General features: G+C 70.1%; 23 protein-coding genes and 1 riboswitch. Of the genes, 11 read left to right on the top strand and 12 right to left on the bottom strand.

From position 1 onward, the window contains the following. On the bottom strand, positions 1–249 hold the full coding sequence (locus tag Adu01nite_RS25545; RefSeq protein ID WP_203730041.1) for a hypothetical protein: 249 nt from the start codon (positions 247–249) through the stop codon (positions 1–3). 130 nt (positions 250–379) lie between these two features. Between Adu01nite_RS25545 and Adu01nite_RS25540 the strand changes: the two genes are divergently transcribed. The 5 genes from Adu01nite_RS25540 (at position 380) to Adu01nite_RS25520 (ending at position 7,509) form a co-directional block, all read left to right on the top strand. Next, positions 380–1,117, top strand: coding sequence for a response regulator transcription factor (locus Adu01nite_RS25540; protein ID WP_203730039.1), 738 nt, complete (start codon positions 380–382; stop codon positions 1,115–1,117). Then, on the top strand, positions 1,095–2,687 hold the full coding sequence (locus tag Adu01nite_RS25535) for a sensor histidine kinase (protein WP_203730037.1): 1,593 nt from the start codon (positions 1,095–1,097) through the stop codon (positions 2,685–2,687). The genes Adu01nite_RS25540 and Adu01nite_RS25535 overlap by 23 nt, the downstream gene beginning before the upstream one ends. A gap of 188 nt (positions 2,688–2,875) precedes the next feature. Next, positions 2,876–3,949: a 3-deoxy-7-phosphoheptulonate synthase gene (locus Adu01nite_RS25530; protein ID WP_203730035.1), complete on the top strand. Its 1,074-nt coding sequence runs from the start codon at positions 2,876–2,878 to the stop codon at positions 3,947–3,949. Between the two features lie 95 nt (positions 3,950–4,044). Next, a complete protein-coding gene (locus Adu01nite_RS25525) occupies positions 4,045–6,111 on the top strand; it encodes an ArnT family glycosyltransferase (RefSeq protein ID WP_203730033.1) in 2,067 nt (688 codons plus the stop codon). Between the two features lie 159 nt (positions 6,112–6,270). Beyond that, positions 6,271–7,509 (top strand): bifunctional glycosyltransferase family 2/GtrA family protein, encoded by a 1,239-nt coding sequence (locus tag Adu01nite_RS25520; RefSeq protein ID WP_203730031.1) that lies wholly within the window; start codon positions 6,271–6,273, stop codon positions 7,507–7,509. A gap of 143 nt (positions 7,510–7,652) precedes the next feature. Here the strand turns inward: Adu01nite_RS25520 and Adu01nite_RS25515 are convergent, their stop codons facing one another. From Adu01nite_RS25515 to Adu01nite_RS25505, 3 genes are all read right to left on the bottom strand, one after another. Continuing rightward, positions 7,653–7,937, bottom strand: coding sequence for a DUF3040 domain-containing protein (locus tag Adu01nite_RS25515; RefSeq protein ID WP_203730029.1), 285 nt, complete (start codon positions 7,935–7,937; stop codon positions 7,653–7,655). Positions 7,938–8,097: 160 nt separating this feature from the next. Beyond that, positions 8,098–9,192, bottom strand: coding sequence for a DNA glycosylase AlkZ-like family protein (locus Adu01nite_RS25510; protein ID WP_239132701.1), 1,095 nt, complete (start codon positions 9,190–9,192; stop codon positions 8,098–8,100). Positions 9,193–9,219: 27 nt separating this feature from the next. Continuing rightward, a complete protein-coding gene (locus Adu01nite_RS25505) occupies positions 9,220–9,828 on the bottom strand; it encodes a GNAT family N-acetyltransferase (protein ID WP_203730027.1) in 609 nt (202 codons plus the stop codon). A gap of 147 nt (positions 9,829–9,975) precedes the next feature. Between Adu01nite_RS25505 and Adu01nite_RS25500 the strand changes: the two genes are divergently transcribed. Next, positions 9,976–10,608, top strand: coding sequence for a TetR/AcrR family transcriptional regulator (locus Adu01nite_RS25500; protein WP_239132700.1), 633 nt, complete (start codon positions 9,976–9,978; stop codon positions 10,606–10,608). 21 nt (positions 10,609–10,629) lie between these two features. Here the strand turns inward: Adu01nite_RS25500 and Adu01nite_RS25495 are convergent, their stop codons facing one another. Next, positions 10,630–11,868 (bottom strand): saccharopine dehydrogenase family protein, encoded by a 1,239-nt coding sequence (locus Adu01nite_RS25495; RefSeq protein WP_203730025.1) that lies wholly within the window; start codon positions 11,866–11,868, stop codon positions 10,630–10,632. A gap of 228 nt (positions 11,869–12,096) precedes the next feature. Further along, positions 12,097–12,253: riboswitch (cyclic di-AMP (ydaO/yuaA leader) on the top strand. 1 nt (position 12,254) lies between these two features. Between Adu01nite_RS25495 and Adu01nite_RS25490 the strand changes: the two genes are divergently transcribed. Beyond that, positions 12,255–12,962, top strand: coding sequence for a LysM peptidoglycan-binding domain-containing protein (locus tag Adu01nite_RS25490; RefSeq protein ID WP_203730024.1), 708 nt, complete (start codon positions 12,255–12,257; stop codon positions 12,960–12,962). A gap of 211 nt (positions 12,963–13,173) precedes the next feature. Here the strand turns inward: Adu01nite_RS25490 and Adu01nite_RS25485 are convergent, their stop codons facing one another. Next, on the bottom strand, positions 13,174–13,539 hold the full coding sequence (locus Adu01nite_RS25485; protein WP_203730022.1) for a YybH family protein: 366 nt from the start codon (positions 13,537–13,539) through the stop codon (positions 13,174–13,176). A 70-nt stretch (positions 13,540–13,609) separates the two neighbouring features. On the opposite strand from Adu01nite_RS25485, the gene Adu01nite_RS25480 reads away from it, so the two are divergent. Both Adu01nite_RS25480 and Adu01nite_RS25475 read left to right on the top strand, forming a co-directional pair. Continuing rightward, positions 13,610–14,488 carry a LysR family transcriptional regulator gene (locus Adu01nite_RS25480; protein ID WP_203730020.1) on the top strand — a complete coding sequence of 293 codons (879 nt, stop codon included), beginning with the start codon at positions 13,610–13,612 and terminating at the stop codon, positions 14,486–14,488. 171 nt (positions 14,489–14,659) lie between these two features. Further along, the gene (locus tag Adu01nite_RS25475) at positions 14,660–15,013 is read left to right on the top strand and encodes a GatB/YqeY domain-containing protein (protein WP_203730018.1); all 354 of its coding nucleotides are present in this window, start codon (positions 14,660–14,662) and stop codon (positions 15,011–15,013) included. 98 nt (positions 15,014–15,111) lie between these two features. Here the strand turns inward: Adu01nite_RS25475 and Adu01nite_RS25470 are convergent, their stop codons facing one another. Beyond that, positions 15,112–15,750, bottom strand: coding sequence for an SDR family oxidoreductase (locus Adu01nite_RS25470; protein WP_203730016.1), 639 nt, complete (start codon positions 15,748–15,750; stop codon positions 15,112–15,114). 134 nt (positions 15,751–15,884) lie between these two features. On the opposite strand from Adu01nite_RS25470, the gene Adu01nite_RS25465 reads away from it, so the two are divergent. After that, positions 15,885–17,516: a DedA family protein gene (locus Adu01nite_RS25465; protein WP_203730014.1), complete on the top strand. Its 1,632-nt coding sequence runs from the start codon at positions 15,885–15,887 to the stop codon at positions 17,514–17,516. Between the two features lie 206 nt (positions 17,517–17,722). Here Adu01nite_RS25465 and Adu01nite_RS25460 read toward each other — a convergent pair whose 3' ends face one another. Together Adu01nite_RS25460 and Adu01nite_RS25455 are read right to left on the bottom strand one after the other, a co-directional pair. Then, the gene (locus Adu01nite_RS25460) at positions 17,723–18,511 is read right to left on the bottom strand and encodes an SAM-dependent methyltransferase (protein ID WP_379129402.1); all 789 of its coding nucleotides are present in this window, start codon (positions 18,509–18,511) and stop codon (positions 17,723–17,725) included. A 28-nt stretch (positions 18,512–18,539) separates the two neighbouring features. Beyond that, positions 18,540–19,091, bottom strand: a complete 552-nt coding sequence (locus Adu01nite_RS25455) for a TetR/AcrR family transcriptional regulator (protein ID WP_203730012.1) — start codon at positions 19,089–19,091, stop codon at positions 18,540–18,542. 55 nt (positions 19,092–19,146) lie between these two features. Between Adu01nite_RS25455 and Adu01nite_RS25450 the strand changes: the two genes are divergently transcribed. After that, positions 19,147–20,214, top strand: coding sequence for an FAD-dependent monooxygenase (locus tag Adu01nite_RS25450; protein WP_203730010.1), 1,068 nt, complete (start codon positions 19,147–19,149; stop codon positions 20,212–20,214). A gap of 97 nt (positions 20,215–20,311) precedes the next feature. On the opposite strand, the gene Adu01nite_RS25445 is transcribed toward Adu01nite_RS25450, so the two are convergent. The 3 genes from Adu01nite_RS25445 to Adu01nite_RS25435 are packed head-to-tail and all read right to left on the bottom strand — an operon-like array spanning position 20,312 to position 23,880. Further along, positions 20,312–21,022, bottom strand: a complete 711-nt coding sequence (locus Adu01nite_RS25445) for an FAD-binding oxidoreductase (RefSeq protein WP_203730008.1) — start codon at positions 21,020–21,022, stop codon at positions 20,312–20,314. A gap of 49 nt (positions 21,023–21,071) precedes the next feature. Then, positions 21,072–22,256: an NAD(P)/FAD-dependent oxidoreductase gene (locus tag Adu01nite_RS25440; RefSeq protein WP_203730006.1), complete on the bottom strand. Its 1,185-nt coding sequence runs from the start codon at positions 22,254–22,256 to the stop codon at positions 21,072–21,074. A 10-nt stretch (positions 22,257–22,266) separates the two neighbouring features. Continuing rightward, positions 22,267–23,880, bottom strand: coding sequence for a lipopolysaccharide biosynthesis protein (locus tag Adu01nite_RS25435; protein ID WP_203730004.1), 1,614 nt, complete (start codon positions 23,878–23,880; stop codon positions 22,267–22,269). Between the last annotated feature and the right edge of the window lie 48 nt (positions 23,881–23,928).

The following is a 23,928-nucleotide window of genomic DNA, read 5'->3' as shown; positions in this document are numbered from 1 at the left end:
TTATACGCTTTCGAGCGTTTTCGACACGCGCCCACGGCCGGCCGCCACGTCGGCCAGCACGGCGTAGCTGGTGATCGTGTCGGCGGCGGTGACGGTCGCGTAGCCGGACACCTCACTGGCCGCGCCGAGCCGCGTCGTCGCGATCGTCTGCGGGCCGAAGGCTGCCGCCACCACGACCGCCGCACCCAGGGCCGCGAGGCCGGTGCGCCGCTTCCAACCGAGCATCTGGTGCTTCATCGTCTGCGTCATAACCACCACGATCGGGGCGTACGGTGTCACACGGCTGTGCGAATAATTTGTGCTTCCTGTGCGTGCGGGTCACAGGTGCTACACAGGAACTGGAAAGGCGACGCAAAGCGTGACCCGTGACAGTAGGGGCATGACGATGGCGAACCAAGAATCCGGCACCGAGCTCCGCCGCCCCGACGGTGGCCCGGTTCGAGTCCTCGTGGTCGACGACGAGCCGACACTGGCCGAGCTGCTTTCGATGGCCCTGCGTTACGAGGGCTGGGACGTGAAGAGTGCCGGCGACGGCCAGACCGCCGTCCGCACCGCCCGTGACTTCCGCCCGGATGCCGTCGTCCTCGACATGATGCTCCCGGACATCGACGGGCTCGAGGTGCTGCGCCGCCTGCGCGGCGAATCGCCCGAGGTGCCGGTGCTGTTCCTGACGGCGAAGGACTCGGTCGAGGACCGGATCACCGGCCTCACCGCCGGCGGCGACGACTACGTCACCAAGCCGTTCAGCCTCGAAGAGGTGGTGGCCCGGCTGCGCGGCCTGATGCGCCGGATGGGTCACTCGCCGATGCGGACGGAGTCGCAGCTCATCGTCGGCGACCTGTCGCTCGACGAGGACAGCCACGAGGTCCGCCGGGGCGGCGACCTGATCACCCTCACCGCGACCGAGTTCGAGCTGCTGCGCTACCTCATGCGCAACCCGCGCCGGGTACTGAGCAAGAGCCAGATCCTGGACCGGGTGTGGAACTACGACTTCGGTGGCCAGGCCAACGTGGTCGAGCTCTACATCTCGTACCTTCGTAAGAAGATCGACGCGGGCCGGGCGCCGATGATCCACACGATGCGCGGGGCTGGGTATGTCCTCAAGCCGGCGGACTGAGATCCGTCCCGCTCGTCCTGCCCGCTGGCGCCGGCCGGCGGGCTGGTCGCTGCGTACCCGCATCGTGGCGATCATCGTCGTCCTGCTCACCACGCTCGGCATCGCGGTCGGCGGCACCGCCGAGATCTTCCTGCGCAAGCAGCTGTACGACCAGATCGACGCCCGCCTCGCCACGGCGATGCACCCCGCTCGGCCCAACGGCGGCGGCAACCAGCCCCAGGGTTCCAACGGCGGGTTCAAGCCGCCGAGCGGGTTCGACACGAGCCGCCCGTTCATCGGCTCGGAGATCGGCTCGATCTCGATCGTCTACGACCCCAGCACCAACACCGTCGACGACAACAGCGGCATTGTCAGCCCGAAGACCGACGGCAGCTACGACACCGGCTACACCCCGCTGACCACCGCGGCGGAAAGTCAGCTGCTCGCTCTCAAGGCCGACGGCACTGCGCACGACATCGACATCGAGGGGTACGGCTCGTACCGGGTGATCGCCGACGACACCGACAACGGCACCATCCGGGTGATCGCGCTGTCCCTCAAGAACAACAACAGCACGCTGCTGCGGGTTGCCCTCGTCATCGGCGGTGCCCTGCTCATCGCGCTCGCCATCGCCGGCTGGGCCGGGGCGCTGATCGTCCGCGCCACGCTGCGGCCGCTGCGCCGGGTCGCGTCCACCGCCACCCGCGTCTCCGAGCTGCGGCTCGACCGCGGCGCGGTCCAGCTCGCCCAGCGGGTGCCGGACGGCGACACCGACCCGCGCACCGAGGTCGGCCAGGTCGGCGCGGCCCTCAACCAGCTCCTCGACCACGTCGGCAACGCCCTCGAAGCCCGGCACGCCAGCGAGATGCAGGTCCGGCAGTTCGTCGCCGACGCCAGCCACGAGCTGCGCACCCCGCTCGCCGCCATCCGTGGCTACGCCGAGCTGAGCCGCCGCAGCCGGGCCCCGATCTCCGAGGAGATCGCGCACGTGCTCAGCCGAGTCGAGTCCGAGGCCAAGCGGATGACCGGGCTCGTCGAGGACCTGCTGCTGCTCGCCCGCCTCGACGCCGGCCGGCCGCTCGCCCACGACCCGGTCGACCTGACCATGCTGGTCGTCGACGCGATCAGCGACGCGCACGCCGCCGGGCCACGGCACTATTGGCAGCTCGACCTGCCCGAGGAGCCGGTCACCGTGCTCGGTGACGGCGCCCGGCTGCACCAGGTGCTCGCCAACCTGCTGGCCAACGCCCGCACGCACACCCCGGAGGGCACCACCGTCACCGTCGCGGTGCGGGCCGGCCACGATGCCGCCGTCCTGCACGTCATCGACGGCGGGCCCGGCATCGCGCCCGAGCTCCAGCCGCACATCTTCGAGCGGTTCGCCCGCGGCGACAGCTCCCGATCCCGGGCGGCCGGCAGCACCGGCCTCGGCCTGTCGATCGTGCACGCCGTGGTCACCGCGCACCGCGGCAACGTCTCCGTGCAGAGCGTTCCCGGCCAGACCGTCTTCACCGTGGTCCTGCCGCTCGTGCCGCCGCCCCTCGTCCCATCAGCTGGTCAGTTGTCGCAGATGGCACCCCGGCTGCGGTGACGCGCTATGCTGGCCGACGTGTCTCGGATCTATCGGTGGTTTACCGGGCCGGCTCCAGCCGGTGCCTCGGTTATCTCCGCATGACCTGAGACACCAAGCCAGAGCCGGCCTAGGCAGCGACGACGTCGCTGCCTTTTGTTTTGCCCACGAGCATGCCGGCTCTCGCGCCCCGGGCGCCGGCTAAGGAGATGAACACCGTGACCATCCCCGAGGTCCAGCGCGTCCGTGACCAGCGCATCGCCGCCGTCGTGCCGCTGATGAGCCCCGCGCTGCTGCACCACGAGCTGCCCCTCACCGCCGATCTGCACGACAGCGTGCTGGACGGCCGGCGCCAGGTCGAGGACGTGCTCAACGCCCGAGATCCACGGCTGTTGGTCGTGGTCGGCCCGTGTTCCGTGCACGACCCGGCCGCCGCCGGCGAATACGCCGGGCTGCTGCGCGAGCAGGCCGACCGGCTCGCCGACGACCTGCTCATCGTGATGCGCGTCTACTTCGAGAAGCCGCGCTCCACGGTCGGCTGGAAGGGCCTGATCAACGACCCGGCGCTGGACGGCACCGGCGACGTCGGCACCGGCCTGCGGATCGCCCGCAAGCTGCTCCTCGAGATCGTCGGCCGGGGGCTGCCCACCGCCGTCGAGTTCCTCGACCCGATCACGCCGCAGTACATCGCCGACACCGTGGCCTGGGGTGCCATCGGGGCCCGTACGGTCGAATCGCAGGTCCACCGGCAGCTCGCCTCCGGCCTTTCGATGCCGATCGGCATGAAGAACCGCCCCGACGGCAGCATCAGCACCGCGATCGACGCCATCCAGGCCGCGGCCGCGTCGCACGTCTTCCCCGGCATCGACTACTCCGGGACCCCGGCGATCCTGCACACCACCGGCAACCCCGACACCCACCTGGTGCTGCGCGGTGGCGGTGGCCGCCCCAACTACAGCGCCGCCGACGTCGAGGGCGCGCTGCAGCTGCTGCGCAAGGACGGCCTGCCGGAGCGGCTCGTCATCGACTGCTCGCACGGCAACAGCAACAAGGACCACCTGCGCCAGCCGCTCGTCGCCGACGACGTGGCCGGTCAGGTCGCCGACGGGCAGCGCGGTATCAGCGGCGTCATGCTGGAGAGCTTCCTCGTTCCCGGGCGGCAGGACCTGGGTGGCCCGCTCACCTACGGACAGTCCGTCACCGACGCCTGCATGGGCTGGGAACCGACCGTCGGCGTACTCGAAAAACTCGCTGCGGCGTCGGCGAAGCGTCGCGCTCGGTAACTTACAGCGGGCGCACAGGAAGGCCACAAAGGCGGGACAGGGCACGCGTCGAGAGTTGTCGAGAAAGTAAATCCACCAGCCTCCGTGGAGCCTCGATGACCTCGACGTTGCCCGTTCCGCCAGTGATAGAGGCCCCACCGCCCTCGGCTCCCCCATCTCGCTGGAGCCGTGTGGTGCGCGGCAAAGAGGACGACCCCAGCTGGGTTCGCCCCTCCCTCTACGCTCTTCTCCTACTCACCGGCGTCCTCTACATCTGGGGCCTGAACGAGTCGGGCTGGGCCAACGCGTTCTACTCGGCGGCCGCCCAGGCCGGCTCGGTGAGCTGGAAGGCCCTCTTCTACGGCTCCTCCGACGCGGCCAACTCGATCACCGTGGACAAGACGCCCGCGGCACTCTGGGTGATGTCGCTCTCCGCCCGGATCTTCGGGGTCAACTCGTGGAGCATCCTGGTGCCGCAGGCCCTGATGGGTGTCGCCAGCGTCGGCCTGCTGTTCAGCAGCGTCAAGCGCTGGTTCGGCCCGGCGGCCGGTCTGATCGCCGGCGCGGTGCTGGCCCTCACCCCGATCGCCGTGCTGATGTTCCGCTTCAACAACCCGGACGCGCTGCTCGTCCTGCTGATGATCGCCGGGGCCTGGGCGACCTCCCGGGCGATCGAGAACGGCAAGACGAAGTGGCTGGTCTGGGCGGGCGTCTTCATCGGCTTCGCGTTCCTCGCCAAGATGCTGCAGGCCCTGCTCGTGGTGCCGGCCTTCGGCCTCGCCTACCTCATCGCCGGGCCGCCCAAGCTCGGCAAGCGCATCGTCCAGCTGCTCATCGCCGGCGTCGCGATCGTCGTCTCGGCCGGCTGGTACATCGCGGTCGTCGAACTCGTGCCGGCCTCGATGCGGCCCTACATCGGCGGCTCGCAGAACAACAGCATCCTCGAGCTCGCCCTCGGCTACAACGGACTCGGCCGGCTCTCCGGCGACGAGACCGGCAGCGTCGGCGGGGGTGGCGGGGGCAGCGGCTGGGGTGAGACCGGGCTGCTCCGGATGTTCGACAGCTCGCAGGGCGGCCAGATCTCCTGGCTCCTCCCCGGCGCGCTGATCGTGCTGGTCGCCGGCTTGGTTCTCACCGCGCCGCGGATCCGTACCGACCGCCAGCGGGCCGGCTTCGTCATCTGGGGCGGCTGGCTCATGATCACCGGGCTCGTCTTCAGCTACATGCAGGGCATCTTCCACGCCTACTACACCGTGGCCCTGGCCCCGGCGGTCGGCGCGGTCGTCGGCATGGGGTCGGTGCTGCTCTGGCGGAACCGGCGCAACATCGTCGCGGCGGCCACCCTCGCCGCGGCCATCGCGATCACCGCCTGGTGGTGCTACCACCTGCTGGCCCGCAGCTCCGACTTCCTGCCCTGGCTGCGGTGGGTGGTCCTGCTCGGCGGGCTGGCCGCGGCAGCGGGGGTGCTCGGCTCGGCCTTCATGGCTTCGCGCCTTTCGGCGCGAATCGGGTTGGTGTCGGCCGGGGCGGCATTGGTCGCGGTTCTTGCCGGACCTGCTGCGTACGCCGTACAGACCGCGTCCGAGGCGCATACCGGGTCGATCCCGTCCGCCGGCCCATCGACGTCGGGCGGATTCGGCGGAGGTGGCGGTTTCGGCGGCGGCGGTGGCAACCGTGGTGGGGGCGGCGGTCCCGGCGGTAACCAGGGCGGCGGATTCCCCGGCGGCGGCCAGACCAACGGCGGCGGATTCCCCGGTGGCGGGGGCACCGGCAACGGCGGTGGCGGGATGCGCGGTGGTGGTGGCGGCATGGGTGGCCTGATCAACGGGGTCTCAGTCAGCGACGAGATGAAGACGCTGCTCGAGACCGACGCCGACAAGTACACCTGGGTGGCGGCCACCGTCGGGTCACAGAACCAGTCCAGCTACCAGCTGGCCACCGGCGACCCGGTGATGGCGATCGGCGGCTTCAACGGCACCGACCCGGCACCCACCCTCGCCCAGTTCAAGCAGTACGTGGCCGACGGGAAGATCCACTACTTCATCGGCAGCGGCAGTGTGGGCGGCTCGACCAGCAGCGGCAGCAACGCCAGCTCGGAGATCGCCGAGTGGGTGGCCGCGAACTTCACGTCGTCGACCGTCGGCAGCACCACGGTCTACGACCTGACCTCACCGACGACCTGACCAGGCATTTACCGTCATCGACGGGCGGTCCCACTTCGGGGCCGCCCGTTCGTTCCGTTCACTCGTTAGGGAAACGTTCACAAAGTAGAAAACGGACTCACAGGGCCGACACAGGGTCGCCCTACGTATTGCCCAGTTGTGTGGCCGACCTTGGATGACATGAGCCTTACGACGCTGCCATCGCACGCCGCCGACCCGACCCGGTTCGACGCTCCGGTGCTCGATGTGGTCGTTCCCGTCTACAACGAGGAAATCGACCTCGAGCCGTGCGTGCGGCGTCTGCACGCCTACCTCTCGGCGCATTTCCCCTACCGCTTCCGGATCACCATCGCGGACAACGCGAGCACCGATTCGACGGCCGACGTGGCGCGCTGGCTCACCTCCGAACTACCCGGCGTGGCGTCGGTGCACCTGCCGGAGAAAGGCCGCGGACGGGCCCTGAAGTACGTCTGGACCCAGTCCGACGCGGCCGTCCTCGCCTACATGGACGTGGACCTCTCCACCGACCTCGACGCACTGTTGCCGCTGGTCGCGCCGCTGATCTCCGGCCACTCGGACCTGGCGATCGGGTCCCGGCTGGCCCGCGGCTCCCGGGTGGTGCGCGGCGCGAAGCGCGAGTTCATCTCCCGCACCTACAACCTGATCCTGCGCGGCACCCTGTCGGCCCGCTTCTCCGACGCCCAGTGCGGATTCAAGGCCATCCGGTCCGACGTGGCCGAGCGCCTGCTGCCGATGGTCGAGGACACCGGCTGGTTCTTCGACACCGAGATGCTGGTGCTGGCCGAGCGGGCCGGCCTGCGCATCCACGAGGTGCCGGTCGACTGGGTGGACGACCCGGACAGCCGGGTCGACATCAGGGCGACCGCCATCGCCGACCTGAAGGGCATCGTCCGGCTGCTGCGTGCGTTCGGTGCGGGCCGGCTGCCGCTGGGCACGCTGCGCGAACAGCTCGGCCGCAACCCGCTGCCGGTGGCCGGCGTCCCGGCCGGCCTGACCGGCCAGCTCATCCGATTCGCCGCCATCGGCGCGGCCAGCACGCTTGCCTACCTGCTGCTGTACGCGTTGCTGCGCACCGGCGTCGGCCCGCAGTGGGCGAACCTGATCGCCCTGCTGATCACCGCCATCGCCAACACCGCCGCCAACCGCCGGGTCACCTTCGGGGTACGGGGTAACGACGGCGCCTGGCGTCACCAGGCACAGGGCCTGCTCGTCTTCGCGGTCGGCCTCGGCCTGACCAGCGGCTCCCTGGCCCTGCTCGACGCGCTGTCGACCAACCCGGCCAAATCGGTGGAGCTGGTCGTCCTCATCCTCGCCAACCTGCTGGCCACCGCGGTCCGCTTCCTGATGCTGCGCATCTGGGTGTTCCGCGCGCGCCGGGAAAGCAACACCCGGAACTGACTGCCGCCCGTGGTGCGGGGGCGCATCACGGGAAATCCCCGGCTTTCAGTTCCACCCGGAAGGCGGCGCCGAAGACCCCAATCGGCGCCGCCTTTCTCCTTAGCTTCTGCCGCGCCGTCGCCGCGCCCGGTGGCAAATCAGGGTCAGCTCCTGCCGCGCCTTCGCCGGGCTCGGTGGTAGATCAGGACGGCGATCACGGTCGTGCCGCAGATGGCGGCCAGGATCGCGGCCGGCCACCAGTCGAGGACGCCCAGCGTGATCGCGGCCAGCCAGATGACGGTGGCCGTGCAGATCAGGGAAAGGGTGTGGCGCCTGCGCGGTGCCGGGCTGTCGCCACCACCGGTCATGCGGGCGCAGAACTCGGGATCGTCGCGCCGTAACTGGCGCTCAAGCTCCGCCAGACGGCGGCTGTCTTCCCTGCTCAGCATGTCGTCACCTCCGGTCGGCCCGGGCATGCCATCGATCGAGGATCAACCGACTCGATCGATGTCATTGTTACTCGCGCGTTGCCTTCCCGATACCTCCGCGAGTGCCAGTTCCCGCCATACGTCCGTTTTAGCCCAGCGACTGGCGGTCCACAGCGGAAGGTCACTCGAACGCGACCGCCGCCTCCGGCACCCCACGCCCGCGTGCCACCTCGGCCGCCTCCGCCTCGATCTGTTTACGGCGCGGGGCCGGGAGCGGGCCGAAGGAGGTGACGGTCAGGTCGACCCGTTTGCGGCCGGCCATCTTGGCCCGCCACACCCCGGCGATCTCGCCGTCGAGCAGCAGAGCACCGGGGTTGCCGATGATCCGCCACACCTCTTTCTGCTGGCCTCGGTCGGGCACCACCAGGTCGCGGTCGCGGGCCTGCAGCAGCGGATCCATCCCCGGGATCAGCCGCACACCCGACGGCGGCGCCGCCTTGGTCAGGGCCGCCAGCTCGGACTCCGGCAGCCACCTCTTCCGCCCGTCGACGGTGACCTCGGCCAGCCCGGCCGGCCACACCCGTTTCATCTCGGTGGCGCTGCCGCCCAGATATTTCGCCACGTCGGCCGGGCTCGCCGGGCCGAGGAAACGCAGATAGGTGGTGATCAGATCGCCGATGCCGGCATTCTCGGTCGGCTGCGGCGGTGCGTCCGGAATCGGGCCGAGCGTCGCATCCCGCCCACGCGACTCCACCTGCACGCCACCGGCCAGGCCGGAGTGCTGCCAGACGTTGCCGGCGATGTGCCGCGCCTCGCAGCCCCGGCACTCATACGTCAACTCTCTCGGCACCCGCTTGCTCACCTCGGTGCTCGCCTCGCCGCGTGGCATCGAGGTCGTCACCACCTTACGGAACGCGGCGGCGGTGGCGGTGAAGGCGGCCAGACCCAGCTTCATCCCCTCGGGGATCTGACCGCTCTGGATGCGCGCGGTGGCATCGGTGTCGCTCACCGGCCAGAGCTGTTTGACCAGGGCCGCCAGGTCGGCTCGGCGGTGCAGGTGCGGGGCCCCGCGCGCGGCCCACACCATGATCAGGCGATCGTCGTCGAGGCCGGCGCTCGTGCGGGCGGCCAGGGCGACGTGGTCGGAACCCGACGTGTACTCCTGCACGCCCAGATCGAGGACGGGCAGGTCGGCCGGCCGCTGGCGACTTCGGGTCGCCAGCCCCATGGCCGCCACCCGATAGGCCATCACCTGTGCACGGTCGACGCTGACCACGGCACCTCCCCGGTATTTCCCCGATTTCTAGGTGCGACGACCGTACCGCCGGGCTGCGACATTTTTCAGTCGTTCCAGGCGGGTCGCGGCCCGGTCGCCGGGTAGCTCCCAGGTGTCCAGACTGCTCGGCCCGTGCGGTCCGACCTGCAGGATCGGGGGGTCGGCGGTCAGCCGGTAACCACATCGACGGGCCACCGCGGTGCTCGCCGTGTTGGCCGGGTCGATCCGCAGGAGCAGGCGACCCAGTTTGAGGCTGCTTCGCGCGTACGCGGAAAGCAGTGAGAGTGAGCCCGACGCGAGCCCGCGCCGGCGATGCTGCGAACCCACCAGATAGCCGAGCTCGGCCTCCTTGAGGCCGGCGTCGACGCCGAAGAGCAACACCTCGCCGAGGGGGCGACCGCCGTCCTCGGTGATCGCGAGCTGGATCCGCTGGCCGCTGATCCGGCCCTGGTGGGCGCGCTTGAGGTAGGCGATGCCGGCCTCCACGTCGAACGGTGTCGGCATCGGCGTCCAGCGGGCGACATCCGGGTCGTCGAGCAGCGTCACCAGATCGTCGAGATCCTCCGGGCGCCAGTCGCGCAGCACGAGGCCCTCGCCCGTCAGCGTGAGCGGGTAGGGAAGACGGCTGGCGGCCACACCGTGATCCTGCCCGTATGCACCCGGTTCCGGCCAGTAGTGATGGTTATGAAGCTCATGAGTGATACGTCATGGCCCACTTCGGTGATCAACGTGGACGGAGGGTGCACGCGGCATGAATGTGGCGCAGGGCATACCTTTGATCTCGTGGACGAACGGACTGCGTTGGTGACGCGGCGAGGCGAGAATTATGGCGGCCGGTCCCGCCAGGAACGCGCGACCGACCGGCGTGAGCGGATCCTCACGTCGGCGCTGCACCTGTTCGGCACGCGTGCCTACGACGACGTGACGGTCGCCGATGTCTGCGCCGACGCCCGCGTCTCCAAGCGGTATTTCTACGAGCACTTCACCGACCGGCCCGACCTGGTGCGGGCCCTGCACCGCGAGCAGAACATGTGGCTGCTCAAAGGGGTCGCCGCGGCAGCACCGGAGTCGCCGGGGAGCCTCGACGAGATGCTCCGCCCGTCGGTGCGCCGGCTCCTCGAAATGCTGCGCGCCAACCCGGAGCGGGCGCAGGTCATCTACATCAACGCCCCACGGATGGAGACGCGGCGGCGGGGCGTGATCCGCGAGGACGCCCAGTTCCTGGCGGGCCTGCTGCGCCGGGTGGGTGGCCACCCCACCGACCATCTCCGCAGCGATCGCATGCTGCTCGCCCTGGTGTCCGGGCTGAGCGAGGTCATCATCGACTGGCTGTCCCGGGACATGACCGAAGACCCGGTCGTCCTCGCCGACCACCTGACCGACTACTGCGTGGCCGTCCTCAACTCCCTGACCTGACCCTCCCAGGCGGTGGTGCGGTCAGCATTTGCGCGCGGAAATCTCCATTCCGGCCGCTCGAAGCCGGCTGACCAGGGCGTCGCCGAGCGCGGTGGCGGGGGTGAGGACGCCGCCCTCGACCGGCGGCAGGGCGTCGCGGTCGTGGACCAGAGCGAGCGCCGACTCGCCGAGCATGACGGCGGTCGCCGCGTAGCCGGGGTCGCCCTTGGCCCGAACCCGCGCCGTGTACCGCTCGCCCGTCGTGGTCGTGGTGAACAGGTCCATCGTGAAGTGACCCGAGTTGCGGGCCTGCTCGCTCGGCCCCTCCCCCGGCTTGGGCAGCATCCGGTCGAGCAGGAATCGGGTCGGTGGCATGGACAGCCCCACGATCAGGGCGCCCAGGCCGAGCTTGGTGGCGAACGCGATCACCGGAGACAGCGGCGACGCGCCCACACTCATCGCCTCCCGGTAGCGGAACTGCCGGCCGTAGGTCCAGTCCCGCAGTGCGTTGCTGCGCCGCACCACCCGGGTGTTGTAGGAGGCCATCACGAACGGCGCGAGCGTGCCCCGCAGCCGCGGATTGATGTCCGGCCCGTTCAGGGTGGCGACGTCGTCCTGCCGGCCCAGGTCGGGCTCGGCCGCCCGGTCGGGGCTCAACGAGTAGGGGCTGGCGGCCACCCGACGCAGCTTGCGGTCCTTCTTGACGACATCGAGCTGATGGCGCATCGAGTCGATCGTGCCGCCGCTGATCCCACCGCGCAGGCTGGTGACCACCAGCGTGGTGTCGGCCAGCTCGCCAGCTCCGTCCGCCTTGACCTGCTGATCGAGCACGTGCACCCCGAGATCGGACGGGATCGAGTCGAACCCGCACGAGTGCACGATCCGCGCGCCGGTCGACCGGGCCAGCTCGTGGTTGTCGTCGATGCTCTGCCGGGCGAACAGCACCTCGCCGGTCAGGTCGACGTAGTCGGTGCCGGCCGCCGCGCACGCACCCACGACCGCCTTGCCGAACTTCGCATACGGCCCGACCGTGGTGATCACGACGCGGGCGGACTCGGCGAGCTTGGCCAGGGCCGGGGCATCGTCGGCGTCGGCCACCAGGACCGGCCAATCAACGCCGAGACGCTGCTTGACCTCGGCGAGCTTCGTCTCGGAACGGCCGGCCAGGGCCACCCTGGTGCCGGCCGGTGCGTGCTCGGCCAGGTATTTCGCCACCAGCACGCCGACAAAGCCGGACGCACCGTAGACGACGATGTCGTGATCGCGGACGAACTCGCTCATGGTTGCCGATTCTGCATCAGGTTTCGGGCCGTGGCCCGACAAGTTACCGATCGGTAATTCAGGATCATCACGTATCGGTCATTCTCACCGTAAAGAAAGATCAAATAGCTCAATCGGTGAGAAGAACGTCACCATCACCCCTTCACGCTTGGTCGATGTCCGTTCCTCGTGGCTACCGTCGGCCCGGTCCCGCGAACGTGGGCACCGTTGGGCGGAACGCCGAGTTCCTGCCGCCGCCCACCGGATCTCGAACCCGTGGCAGGGAGCGGGGGACCCAAGTTCCTCGGCGCGCGATTCGCGCGCCTCGGGGTGAAGCCGCCAGGAGCGGCCGGGCACCTCAGCCCGAACCCGACAGCTGACCTCGTAGGCGTGGAGGTTTTTCTGTCATGGCACAGATCCACAAGCATGCCCGCGTTTCGCGGGTCAGCAAGCACGCCCGCCTGGCGCTCGGCCTCACGGCCGCCGGTGTCGCGGGCACAGCCGCCCTGTTGGGCCCGGCCTCGCCGGCGCTGGCGTCCAGTGTGAACTGGGACGCGGTCGCGCAGTGCGAGTCGGGCGGCAACTGGAGCATCAACACCGGCAACGGCTACTACGGCGGCCTGCAGTTCAGCCGCAGCACGTGGCGGGCCTACGGCGGCACGAAGTACGCCGGCACCGCCAACAAGGCAAGCAAGCCGGAGCAGATCCGGATCGCCGAGAAGGTGCTTTCCGGCCAGGGCATCGGCGCGTGGCCGGTGTGCGGCAAGAAGGCCGGTTCGTCGAAGCACTACAAGAGCACCAACACGAGCGGCTCGAAGTCCTCCTCGAAGTCGACTGCCAAGTCGTCCTCGAAGTCGTCCTCGAAGTCGTCGGCTCACAAGGCGACCAAGAAGTCGTCCCCCACGACGCCGCGCAAGGCGGTCACCCCCAAGGTCACCCGGTCGACGACCGTGAAGGCCATCGGCAAGCAGTACGTCGTCCGCTCCGGCGACACGCTGGCGGCCATCGCCACGAAGAACCACGTCAACGGCGGCTGGCACACCCTCTACCAGCTGAACCGCAGCACCATCAGCAACCCCAACCTGATCTTCCCCGGTCAGCACATCGCACTCTGATCCACCCCGGGACCCACCCCGGGACCCACTCCGGGATCCACGCTGCGATCCACCCCGGGATCCATCCCCCGATCCACCCCTCGCGGTCCGGTTGCCTGTCCCCCAGGGCAGCCGGGCCGCGGCCCCGAACTTCTCGGCCGCCGGACGGCCGGCAGACTTGCACCGGTCGACGACGACGCCACTCCCTGGCCGCCGGGTCAGCTGGTCTCGGTCAGCTGGTCGGTTTCTGGAACTCCGGCTGGTCGAGCACTCGCAGCCAGCTGCCGTCGGGCTGACGGCGAACCACCTGGGCCCGGGCGCCCGAGCCGTCTTTCGGCGGGGTCGCGGTCAGGGCCAAGTCGCCGCTGATCAGAGTGGGCAGCGGCTGCTCCGGCTCGAACGCCGGCATGTGCGGCAGCGCCCCCTCCCACAGCTTCTGGATCGCCGCGCGGCCCACGGTCTGCTGCCCGGGCGGGTAGGCCATGACCGCGTCCTCCTCGTAGAGAAGGGCGAGGCCCTCGGCGTCCTTCGCGTTGGCGCGCTCGACGAACAAGCGGGTCAGGTCTTCCGGCTTAAGAGCCTTTTCGCGTTCGGTCATGTCTCCACCTTGCTCGCAGCGGTTCAAGAAGTCCAACGCATGATTTTTGTAGGAACTAGAATCTGCGGTTATGGAACTGCGTCAGCTCGAGTACTTCCTCGCGGTGGCCGAGGAAGCCAACTTCACCCGTGCCGCCGAGCGCGTGCACATCAGCCAGTCCGGAGTAAGTGCCCAGGTCAAGGCCTTGGAAACCGAGTTGGGCGCGGAGCTCATCGACCGGTCGGGCCGGATCGCGCGACTCACCGCGGCGGGCGCGGCCGCCCTGCCCTACGCCCGGGCGGCCCTCGACGCCGCTGCCGACCTCCGCGAGGCGATCGACGAGGTCAAGGGGCTCGTTCGGGGCCACCTGACGGTCGGGATGGTGACCGGCTGCGAGGTCACGCCCCTGTTCGCCGCGCTGGCCGCGTTCCACCGTGAGCACCCGGCGATCGAGCTCGAGATCGTGGAAGCCAACTCCGACAATCTGATCGCCGCGGTGATCGCCGGGACCGCCGACATCGCCCTGGTCGGCGTAGCCGGCGCGGTACCGGAACACCTGAGCGCGCACGTGGTCGCCGACGAGGGCCTGATCGCGCTCGTCCCGCCCGACTCGCCGCTTGCGGGATCGAAGGGCTTACCACTCGCCGACTTGATGTCCTATCCTCTCGTCACGTTGCCCGAGGGGACCGGTATCCGCGCCGCTTTCGACGATGCGTGTGTGACCGCGGGCTTCGTTCCGGATGTCGTGCTGGTCGCATCGGCACCCGGCGCAGTGGCCGAGTTGGCCGCGCGCGGCATGGGAGTTGCCGTGCTCAGCGAGTCGATGGCCGCGGTCCACCCTGGTCTGGTGGCCGTGCCGATCACCGGGATAGACGTTCCAGCGCTGCTCGCTCTGGTGTGGCGACCACGGGCGGGCCCCGCACTTTCCGCGCTGCTGCCGCACTGCCGGCGAGAGTTCGGCAGCAGCTGACCAACAGCAGTTCTTTGACAACTGCAGAGAGCAGCCTGCCGGCCTCCCCGGCCCTGGCGACGTGGCGACGTCATGGCCCGGCAGTCGCTGCGGAGGCCACTGCGAGACCGTCGAGGTCACGTCCGCGAAAAGCGATGTTGCGGGCGCGGCGCGATCGCTACCGTCGCGAGCATGACGGACAGCTCGCTGCGGGACCGGCTTCGGAAGGCGCTGCCGGCCGCCATGAAAGCTCGCGATCGGGTCGCCACTACGGCGTTGCGCGCCACCTTGGCGGCGATCGACAACGCCGAGGCGGTGGTGCCGGCGGAGGGTGCGGCGGGCGGCCAGGCCATCGAGGCGGTGCCGATCGGTGTGGGTGCCACCGAGGTGGCGCGGCGCGCACTGAGCGACCAGGAGGTCGAGCAGATCGTGCGGGCGGAGGTGACCGAACGGGAGACGGTCGCCGACGACTACGACCGGTCCGGCCACCCGGACCGCGCGGAGCAACTGCGCAGCGAAGCCCGCGCCCTGGCCGCCCACCTGTAGGCGGCCGATTGCAGCCTCGGCGACCGGCTACAGCTGCAGCACCAGCCACACCTTCGGCGGCTGCGGCGCCCGGCGCCGCGGCTGCGGCTGGCGCCTGGCTACAGCTTCAGGGCTTCGGGGATCGGGGTGTCGCCGGCGAACAGTTCGAAGGTGACGCCGATGGTGGTCGGGGTGACGAGGCAGGCGGCCAGGACGGCGGCCACGTCGTCGCGCGGGACTGGGCCTCGATTGCCCAGGTCACGGGTGACGGTCACCAGGCCGGTTCCGGGGTCGTCGGTCAGGCTGCCGGGGCGGACGATCGTGCAGTCGAGACCGCTGCCGATGACGTAGGCGTCGGCTTCCGCCTTTGCCTCCAGGTAAGGCTGCATGGTCGGGCCGGCGCTCGACGGGTCCTGGGCTCCGATCGAGGAGACCATGACGTAGCGGGTCACGCCCTCGGACATGGCCGCGTCGGCCAGTTTGATCGCGCCGCCGAGGTCGACCGTTCGTTTGCGGGCCGGGCCGCTGCCTGGGCCTGCGCCGGCCGCGAAGACCACGGCGTCGGAGCCCTTCACGTAGGGCGCCAGCGACGGGTCGTTCTCCAGGTCGCCGATCACCGGGACGGCGCCGACGGCGGTGAGGTCCGCGGCCTGCTCGGGTTTGCGGATCAGGCCGCGCGCGGTGTGCCCGTCGGCGGCGAGCAGTTTCAACAGGCGGAGGGCGATCTGGCCGTGGCCGCCGGCTACGAGGATGTCCATCACCCAGTCATACCCCGCCAGCAGCACCGCCGAAGCCGCTTGCCCGCCGATCACGCGCAGCGTGGCGGGGCTGGGTGTGACTTAGGGGCCATCACCGATTGAGGGTGACGGATGGGCTGCCTAGCGTCACGGGCATGCCCGTGCTCAACGATCTGCTCGGTGGTCTTCCCCCGGTTCTGGTGTATGCGGTGGTCGCTGGGCTGGTGGCGGCGGAGTCGGCGGTCGTCGCCGGGCTGGTGCTGCCGGCCGCCACTGCGCTGATAGCGCTTGGTCTGCTGGCCAACGCCGGCGCGGTGCGGATCGTCCCGGCGCTGCTGGTGGGGGTGGCGGCCGCGGTGTTCGGCGGCACGGTCGCCTTTCACTCGGGGCGGCGGCGTGGGGCTCGGGTGCGGTCCACCCGGCTCGGGCGCTGGATCGGGGACAAGCGGTGGAATCGGGCGGAGCGGCTCTTCACCTCTCAGGGTGGTCGGGCGATCTTCCTTGGTCAGTGGATCGTCGGGGCTCGCACCCTCGTTCCTCGGCTGGCGGGGATGAACGGGGTTCGCTACCGCCGATTCGCCGCTTGGCACGCGCCTGCCGCGGTTCTGTGGGCACTGTGGATGGTGGGGGCCAGTTATCTGGCGGGGGCCTCCTACGACCTGCTGGCGGCCCGGGCCGGTCGCGCCGGGGGCGCGCTGGCCGCTCTCGCCACGATCGTCGTGGCCCTGATTCTGGTCGGGCGCTGGATCGGCCGTCACCCGCGGCCGTTCCACACGCTCAGGACGGACCGCCAGGCTGGGACGACCGGGCGCCGGGCTGCGGATCGCCGGGCCGGGACGGCGAGTCGCCGGCCTGGAGCGGTGGATCGCTGGGCTGGGGCGACCGGGCGCCGAGTTGGAGTGGCGGGTCGCCGGGTTGGGGCGGCGAGTTCGCTCGGGTCGGAGCGCGGGACCATTGCGGCTCCGGCGTTCGCGCGGTCGCTGGGGGCGATTGCCGGGCGGGTCGGGGTGTTGCGGGGCTTCGGCCGGTTCCGGCCTGGGCGTAGTGCGGCTGGGCCGCTGGTTGACCTGGCGCTCGGTGCTGTGGCGCTCTTCTCGCTGGCCACGGTGCTTGTCGTGGTGGTGCCGCTGGTAGTGCGGTTCAGTGGGCTGGGGGACGCGGACGTGGCGATCTCGAACTGGGCCCGGTCTCAGTGGACATCGGACGGCTATCTCTTCGCGCTGGACGCGGCTACCTTTGCCGATCCTGGCGTGCTGTTCGCGGTCGCGGCGGTGGTCTCGGTGGTGCGCTGGTGGTGGATGCGGCGGCGGCGCGGGGCCGACGTCGGGCTGCTCACGGCGGTCGGGCCGGTGCTGCCGATCGTCCTGCTGGCGGCCGCCTACTACCTGGCTACGCCGCCGGCCTGGGAAACGCTGCAGACGCCCGTCTCGGTCGTCTTTCCGGCGGCCTCGGAATTCGACGGGTACATCCCGTTCGAGGTGGCGGGTGCGATGGCGTCGATGGCGGCCGGGCACACCGCTCAACTTGCCGGTGCGGTGGGGCTGCTCGCCTGGATGCTCGCCGGGCATCTGCCCTGGAAGTGGCGGGTTACGGTCTGGACCGTGGCGGCGATCTACGTGGCGACGTGCGCCGGGGCCTGGGTCTATCTGGGCTGGAGCCGCACGAGCGAGACGGTGGCGGCGGTTCTGATCGGCGCCGCCTGGGCCGCCCTGAACGCGGCCATCTGGTCGGCACCTCGCGTCCGCCCGGTTCCGGAGCCGATCACTCCGGCGCCGGCCATCGCGTAGACGTTCCCATTCCGGAAGCGGCCCGGTGAGATCGTCGGGCAGGGGACTGAAGGACGAACACCCATCGAGGGTTGGACCTCAGGGGTGAGGGCCGCGCCGGGTCACGCTTCTGGGGCATCGGCCTGCCCGCCGTGGGACGGGCCGCCGCGGGACGGGCCACCGCGGGACGGGTGACGGCGGGACGGCGGGACGGGTGACGGCGGGGTTCAGGTGGTTCGGCCTACTGCTCCGTAGATGGAGACGTCGGCCGCCGTTGGTCGCTCGTCTGACTCCGGGCGCCAATCGCTGACCGCGACGATGCCGGGTGACACGAGCTCCAAGTCGGTGAAGAAACTGCCGAACTCGGCGCTGTTGCGGGCCCGGGCGTCGGTGCGGCCCGAGGCCAACAGTTCCTTGTGCTTGGCCACCTGCTCCGGCGATGCGTAGTCGAGGGTCAGGTTGCTAGCCACCAGGTAGCTGCCGGGTGGGAGTGCGGCGAGCAGGGTGCGGACGATCCCTTGCGCCTGGGTGTCGTCGTGCAGGAAGTGCAGCACGGCGACCAGCAGCAAGCCCACCGGCTCCTGCAAGTTGAGCACGGCCCGCAGCTCCGGGGCTTCGAGAATGACCTCGGGCGAGCGCAGGTCGGCTTCCACATAGCCGGTGCGGCCGGTCGGGCTGCCGATGGTCAGCGCGCGCGAGTGCGTCATCACGATCGGGTCGTTGTCGACGTAGAGGACCCGGGACGTCGGGTCGATGCGCTGCGCGATCTCGTGCGTGTTGTCCGGCACCGGCAGGCCGGTGCCGATGTCGAGGAACTGGCGGATGCCGGACTCGGCCAGGAAACGCACGCTTCGCCGGAGGAAGTCGCGGTTTTCCCGAGCGGCGATCCGGACTGTCGGGAATGCCTTCGCGTGCAGGTCACCCGACTCGCGATCGGCGGCGAAGTGGTCCTTGCCGCCCAGCCAGTAGTTGTATCGACGGGCCGGGTGCGCCACCGACGTGTCAATGCGATCCACGATCAAACTCTACATAGGAAAGAGCGATTCAGGTGTACGCCCGGACCACGGTGTCCAGCCGCCGCTCCAGATCGAGCGCCGGGTCGGGGTAGGCCAACTGGTGCAGGATCATGCCGTCCATCTGGTCGAGGATGAGCTCGCAGGCCGTTTCCGGGTCGGCCGCGCCGACCGCCCGCAGCCACTGCGCCCCGAACCGGCGGATCTCCCGGGCCGAGTCGGCCAGTGTGCGGTGGGCCTCGGGGTGCAGGGCGGCCTCGAGGAACAGGCCATATCGGGCGATGGTCATCACCCGGTCTGCCTCGACCGCCCGCCGGACGAACGCGGCGAGGGCGACCGCCAGTTCCGCGGGAGTGCGCGGCACCACCAGCCCGGTCAGGGTCGCCCAGATCGCCTGCTCCCGCTCCACGAACCGCGCCGCCATCGCGTTGACCAGCGCATCCCTGGTCTTGAAGTAGTTCGACGCCGAGCCGGCGGGCAAACCGGCGGCCGCGTCGACCGCCCGATGGGTGAGCCGGCGGGGCCCTGCACTGCCCAGCACCGCGATGGCGGCGTCGAGCAGCACCTCTTGACGTGACGGCATGTCGGTCATACTACATCAGTAGTCTCGAAACTACACCTGTGGTAACTTCCGATGCATGGGGAGAACCGCAGCGATCATCGGTGGTGGCATCGGCGGCCTGGCCGCGGCCATCGCCCTCCACCGCACCGGCTGGCAGGTCACCGTCCACGAGCGCCAGACCGGCACGCCGCCCACCGGCACGGCGCTGGGCATCTGGCCCGTTGCCCTGCGCGCCCTCGACACCCTCGGCATCGGCGACGAGGTCCGCGAGCGGGGCTGCCCGCAGAAGCACGGCGAGTTCCGCCGACCGGACGGCAGCGTCATCGCCCGGATCGACGTCGACAAGCTCGAGCGCCGCACCGGCGACCGTGTCCACCTGCTGTCCCGGCCCGCACTCCTGGCCGTTCTCCGCGCCGCGGCCGACGGCTGCGACCTGCGGTTCGGTGACCCGATCGGCGAGGTCGCGGCGCTACGAGGGACGAACGACCTGGTCGTCGCGGCCGACGGCGTCTTCAGTCACACCCGCGAGGAACTTTTCGGGCCGCGCTTCCGGGCCCGTTACGCCGGCACCACGGCCTGGCGCGGCACCCTCGATGATCGGCCCATCGACACGTTCGCCGAGTACTGGGGTGCCGGCGTCAAGTTCGGCGTCACCCCGCAGGAGGGTGGCCGCACCAACTGGTTCGCCTCGGCCGCTGCCCCCGAGGGCGACTTCCGGCCCGGCGCCGAGCGGGCAGCCCTGCAGCAGCGCTTCGGGCACTGGACCGGCCCGGTCGCCGACATCCTCCCGAAGATCAGCGAGGAGGGCATCCTGCGGCACGACATCTACGTGACCCCGAAACTGCCGTCCTATGTGGCCGGAAACGTCGCGCTGATCGGCGACGCCGCCCACGCCATGAATCCCGATCTGGGCCGCGGCGCCTGCGAAGCAATGATCGACGCCGTCGCCCTGGCCGCCGCGATGAACACGACCGACGCGAGCAAAGGGCACGGGCTCACGGCGTACGACAAGAACCGTCGCCGGACCACGCAGCGGCTCGCGCGGATGGCAGGCGCCGCATCGTGGATGACGCGTCAGCGGCACGCAGTGCCGTTGCGCGACGGCGTGCTCAAGGTGAGCATGCTGACCGGCCCACCGGACTGAAAGGCTGAGCCGAAGCCGGGCGGAAGAGGCTGAGCCGATGCCAGGCAGGAAAAGGCTGAGCCGATGCCAGGCGGAAAAGGCTGAGAACCGGATACGGCTACCGAGCGGCCGGGGTTATGTCGTACGTTCCGTGGCGGATTCGGTCGGGGGTTACGCCCAGATCGTCCAGCCGGATCAGGGTTTCGGAGACCATCCCGGACGAGCCGAAGACGTAGAAGTCGTGGTCGGGCCATGGGCCGTGGCGGGCGATCAGGTCGGCGACCGTGGCCTGTTCGCCGTCCTCGCCGGGCTCGTCGCTCGTTGCCCTGAGCACGGTCAGCCATGGGTGTTGCCGTTCCATCCGGTCCAGGCTCGGCCGGTCGTAGAAGTCGCTCAGCCGGCGCTCGCCGCGGAACAGGTGGATCCAGCGGGTTCGGTTGAAGCGGGCCAACTCCTCGATCAGGGCCTTCGCCGGGGCCAGACCGGTGCCGCCGGCCACGAAGACGGCGTCCCGGCGGGAGAACGAGTCCAGGGCCAGGGTGCCGCGTGGCTCGCTCAGCCGCAGCATGTCGCCGGGTTTCAGGCGCCGCACCAGCGCGGCCGACACTCCGGCCACGCCGGCGGCGCGTACGTGGAACTCCAGTACGCGGTCCGGTCGCGGGGCGTTCGCCATGGCGTACGCCCGTGACTGCCATGGCCGGTACGGGCACTCGATGGTGACGTGCTGCCCGGCATGGAACGGTAATGGCACGCCCGTACGGCACGTGAACACGGCGACGTCGGGACCACGTCGTTCGTGCGTAAGCACCTGGGCGTGCCACCCGTCCATGTGCCAAGCGTCGTCGATCTGCCAGTTCGGGGGCGCACGCGGAGTGCGATTACCCGGAAAGGTCAGACAGCTCGACGCCCGGGTCGGCGAGGCGGGCCGGGTCGACGACGGCGCCGGAGCGGATCAGGGCTTCGATCGGTTCGCCCACGTCCCAGATGTTGACATTCATGCCCGCCGCGACCTTGCCGTCGACCAGCCAGAACGCGATGAATTCCCGCCCTGCGAGATCGCCACGGACGACGACCTCCGGTTCGGCCCCGGGCGCGATCCAGCCGATGTACTCCATGCCGAGGTCGAACTGGTCGGTGAAGAAGTAGGGCAGCTTGTCGTAGGAGACGTCCTCGCCGAGCATCGCCTTGGCGGCGACCGGGCCGGTGTTGCGGGCGGCGGCCCAGTGCTCGACCCGGATGCGGTGCTTGAGCAGCGGGTGGTCGACGTTCGCGATGTCGCCGGCCGCGAAGATGTCCGGGTCACTGGTGGCCAGCCGGTGGTCGACCAGCACGCCGTTGTCGACAGCCAGGCCGGCGTCGGCGGCGAGCGACACGTTCGGCGTGACCCCGATGCCGGCGATCACCACGTCGGCGGGGAGGCTCGTGCCGTCGGCGAGCCGGACCGCGCCGTCGCCGACCGCGACGGCGTGGGTGCCCATGTGCAGGGTGACGCCGTTGGCGCGGTGCAGGTCGGCGAAGACCTGGGCGATCTCGTCGCCGAGAATGCCCTGCAGCGGGAGGGCCGAGCTGCCGACCACGGTCACGGCGGCGCCGCGGCTGCGGGCGAACGCCGCGACCTCGAGACCGATCCAGCCGGCCCCGACGATCACCACCCGGCCGCTTTCGGTCACCGCCGCCGCGATCCGGTGCGAATCGGCGAGGGTGCGCAGCGACAGGGCGCCGGGCAGCGGCCGCGGGCTGGAACCGGTGGCCAGCAGCAACCGCTGGTAGCCGATCGACGAACCGTCACCGAGCCGGACCGCCTTGGCCGCCCGGTCGATGCCGGTCACCGTGGTGCCGGTGCGCAGCGTGACGTCGTGCTCCGCGTACCACTCGGCGGTGTGCACGTAGACGCTGTCCGGGGCGTCGTTGCCGAGCAGCAGGCCCTTGGAGAGCGGCGGACGTTCGTACGGAAGCTCGGGTTCCGTCCCGATCAGCGTGACCGCTCCGGCAAAACCGGACTCCCGTAGGGTTTCCACCGCTTTGGCCCCGGCGAGGCCCCCACCCACCACGACGTAAGTCATGGAACCGATCCTAGAGCCGGGTCACGTACCGGCCGCCGTAGTAGATCTTCGCGGTCTGCTCGATGTTCGACGGGCGGCGGACGGTGGCCCGGCCGATCGCCGGCACCCGGACCGGCACCTGCGCCGAGAACGTGGTGATCTCGGCGACCGCCGGCATCAGGGTCGTCACGTGCTCGTCGATCATCAGGTCGGACTCGGGCACCTCGGTCTGGCGGATCTTCAGGAAGACCAGCACGAACCAGGCCACCGCGCCGACGCTGAGGGCGGCCCGCAGGATCATGACCGGAACGCTCTCCGGGACGGCGGCCGCGGCCAGTGCTATCCCGCAGGCGGCGACGAGCTGCAGCAGAAGGTTTATCGGCGCGCGTCCGGGCGAGATGTCCCGGCCGACCCAGGCGAAGATCAGCCAGAGCAGGGTGAACGCGATGAGCGTGGCGAGGGCCGGCCCGATCAGCCCGAGATGCGTGACCAGGGCCAGGTTGACGACCAGGTTGATCGCCGCGCCGACGAAGTTGACCAGCGCGATCGAGCCGGTCCGGCCGTAGGTCAGCAGGGTGCGGGTCACGGCCAGCTGCGCCGAGTAGGGCACCACGGTGATCAGGACGACGGCGACGACGAATTGAAGATCATCCGGACGGTACGAGGGAGGCACCCACAACCGCAGGATCAGTGGTGACCCGAACGCGAAGCCGAGGACCACTGGGACCATCAGCCGGTTGAGCGCATCCCGGCTGTCGCGCAGGACTTGAGCGCGCTCCCCCGGTTCGCTGAGGCTGAAGAACCGGGGCATCCACGCCGAACTGAGCACCGCCAGCAACAGCATCGGCATGCTCGCGATGTTGTACGCGATCTGATATCGCGCCACCTGCTCGCTGCCGAGGTTCGCGCCGATCACCAGCCGGTCGGAGCTCTCGATGACGAACGTGGAGAGCGTGGACGGCACCAGCGGGAGGGCGAACAGCAGCGCCCGGCCGAGGAAGTCGAAGTGCCGCACCCAGAAGAAGGCCGGCGGGAAGATGCAGAGCGCGATCAGCATCGCGCCGATCTGACAGACGGTCTGGCCGAGCAGGTAGTTCTCGGAGGTGGGCGCGATGAACTTGCACAGCGCCAGCGCGGTCAGCTGACCGCCCACCGACTGGGTCAGGCCGACCGCGACGAACGCGGCCAGCCGGTCCCGGCTGCGCAGCAGGCCGAGCGAGGTGTTGGTGACCGCGGACGCACCGGCCCAGATCACCGACATCTTCAACTCGTACTGGCTGCCGTGCAGACCGAGCGGCGCGCTCCACAGCCCGACCGTCGACCATGCGGTGAAGGTGATCGCCCCGGCCGCGATGACGCCGAAACCGATCAGGCGCCGCGCGCCGAGCAGGTTGTCGTTGCCGGCGTCCTCGCGTTGCACAGCCGCTTGCAGGCCGAGCGCGGCAAAGATGAACAACACCTGCATGATCGCAATGCCGGACTGGACCGTGCCGTAGTCACCCGCGCTGAGGATGCGGGTGAGGACCGGGGTGAACAGGGCGGAGCAGAGGAGCTGCACCGCCCAGACCACCAGATAGATCGAGTCCCGGCCGAAGAGTTGGGCGACATGGTTCTTCGCCTCTTTCTCCACCGGCTCGGCAGTCATCAAGAGCCCTTTCAGAAGCGCACAGCGCCGGACTTCTCGACCCCCGGC

Source organism: Paractinoplanes durhamensis (assembly GCF_016862175.1).
Classification (GTDB): domain Bacteria; phylum Actinomycetota; class Actinomycetes; order Mycobacteriales; family Micromonosporaceae; genus Actinoplanes; species Actinoplanes durhamensis.
Note: the sequence above shows the minus strand (reverse complement) of the source record. Positions and strands in the feature narration are given on the sequence as shown.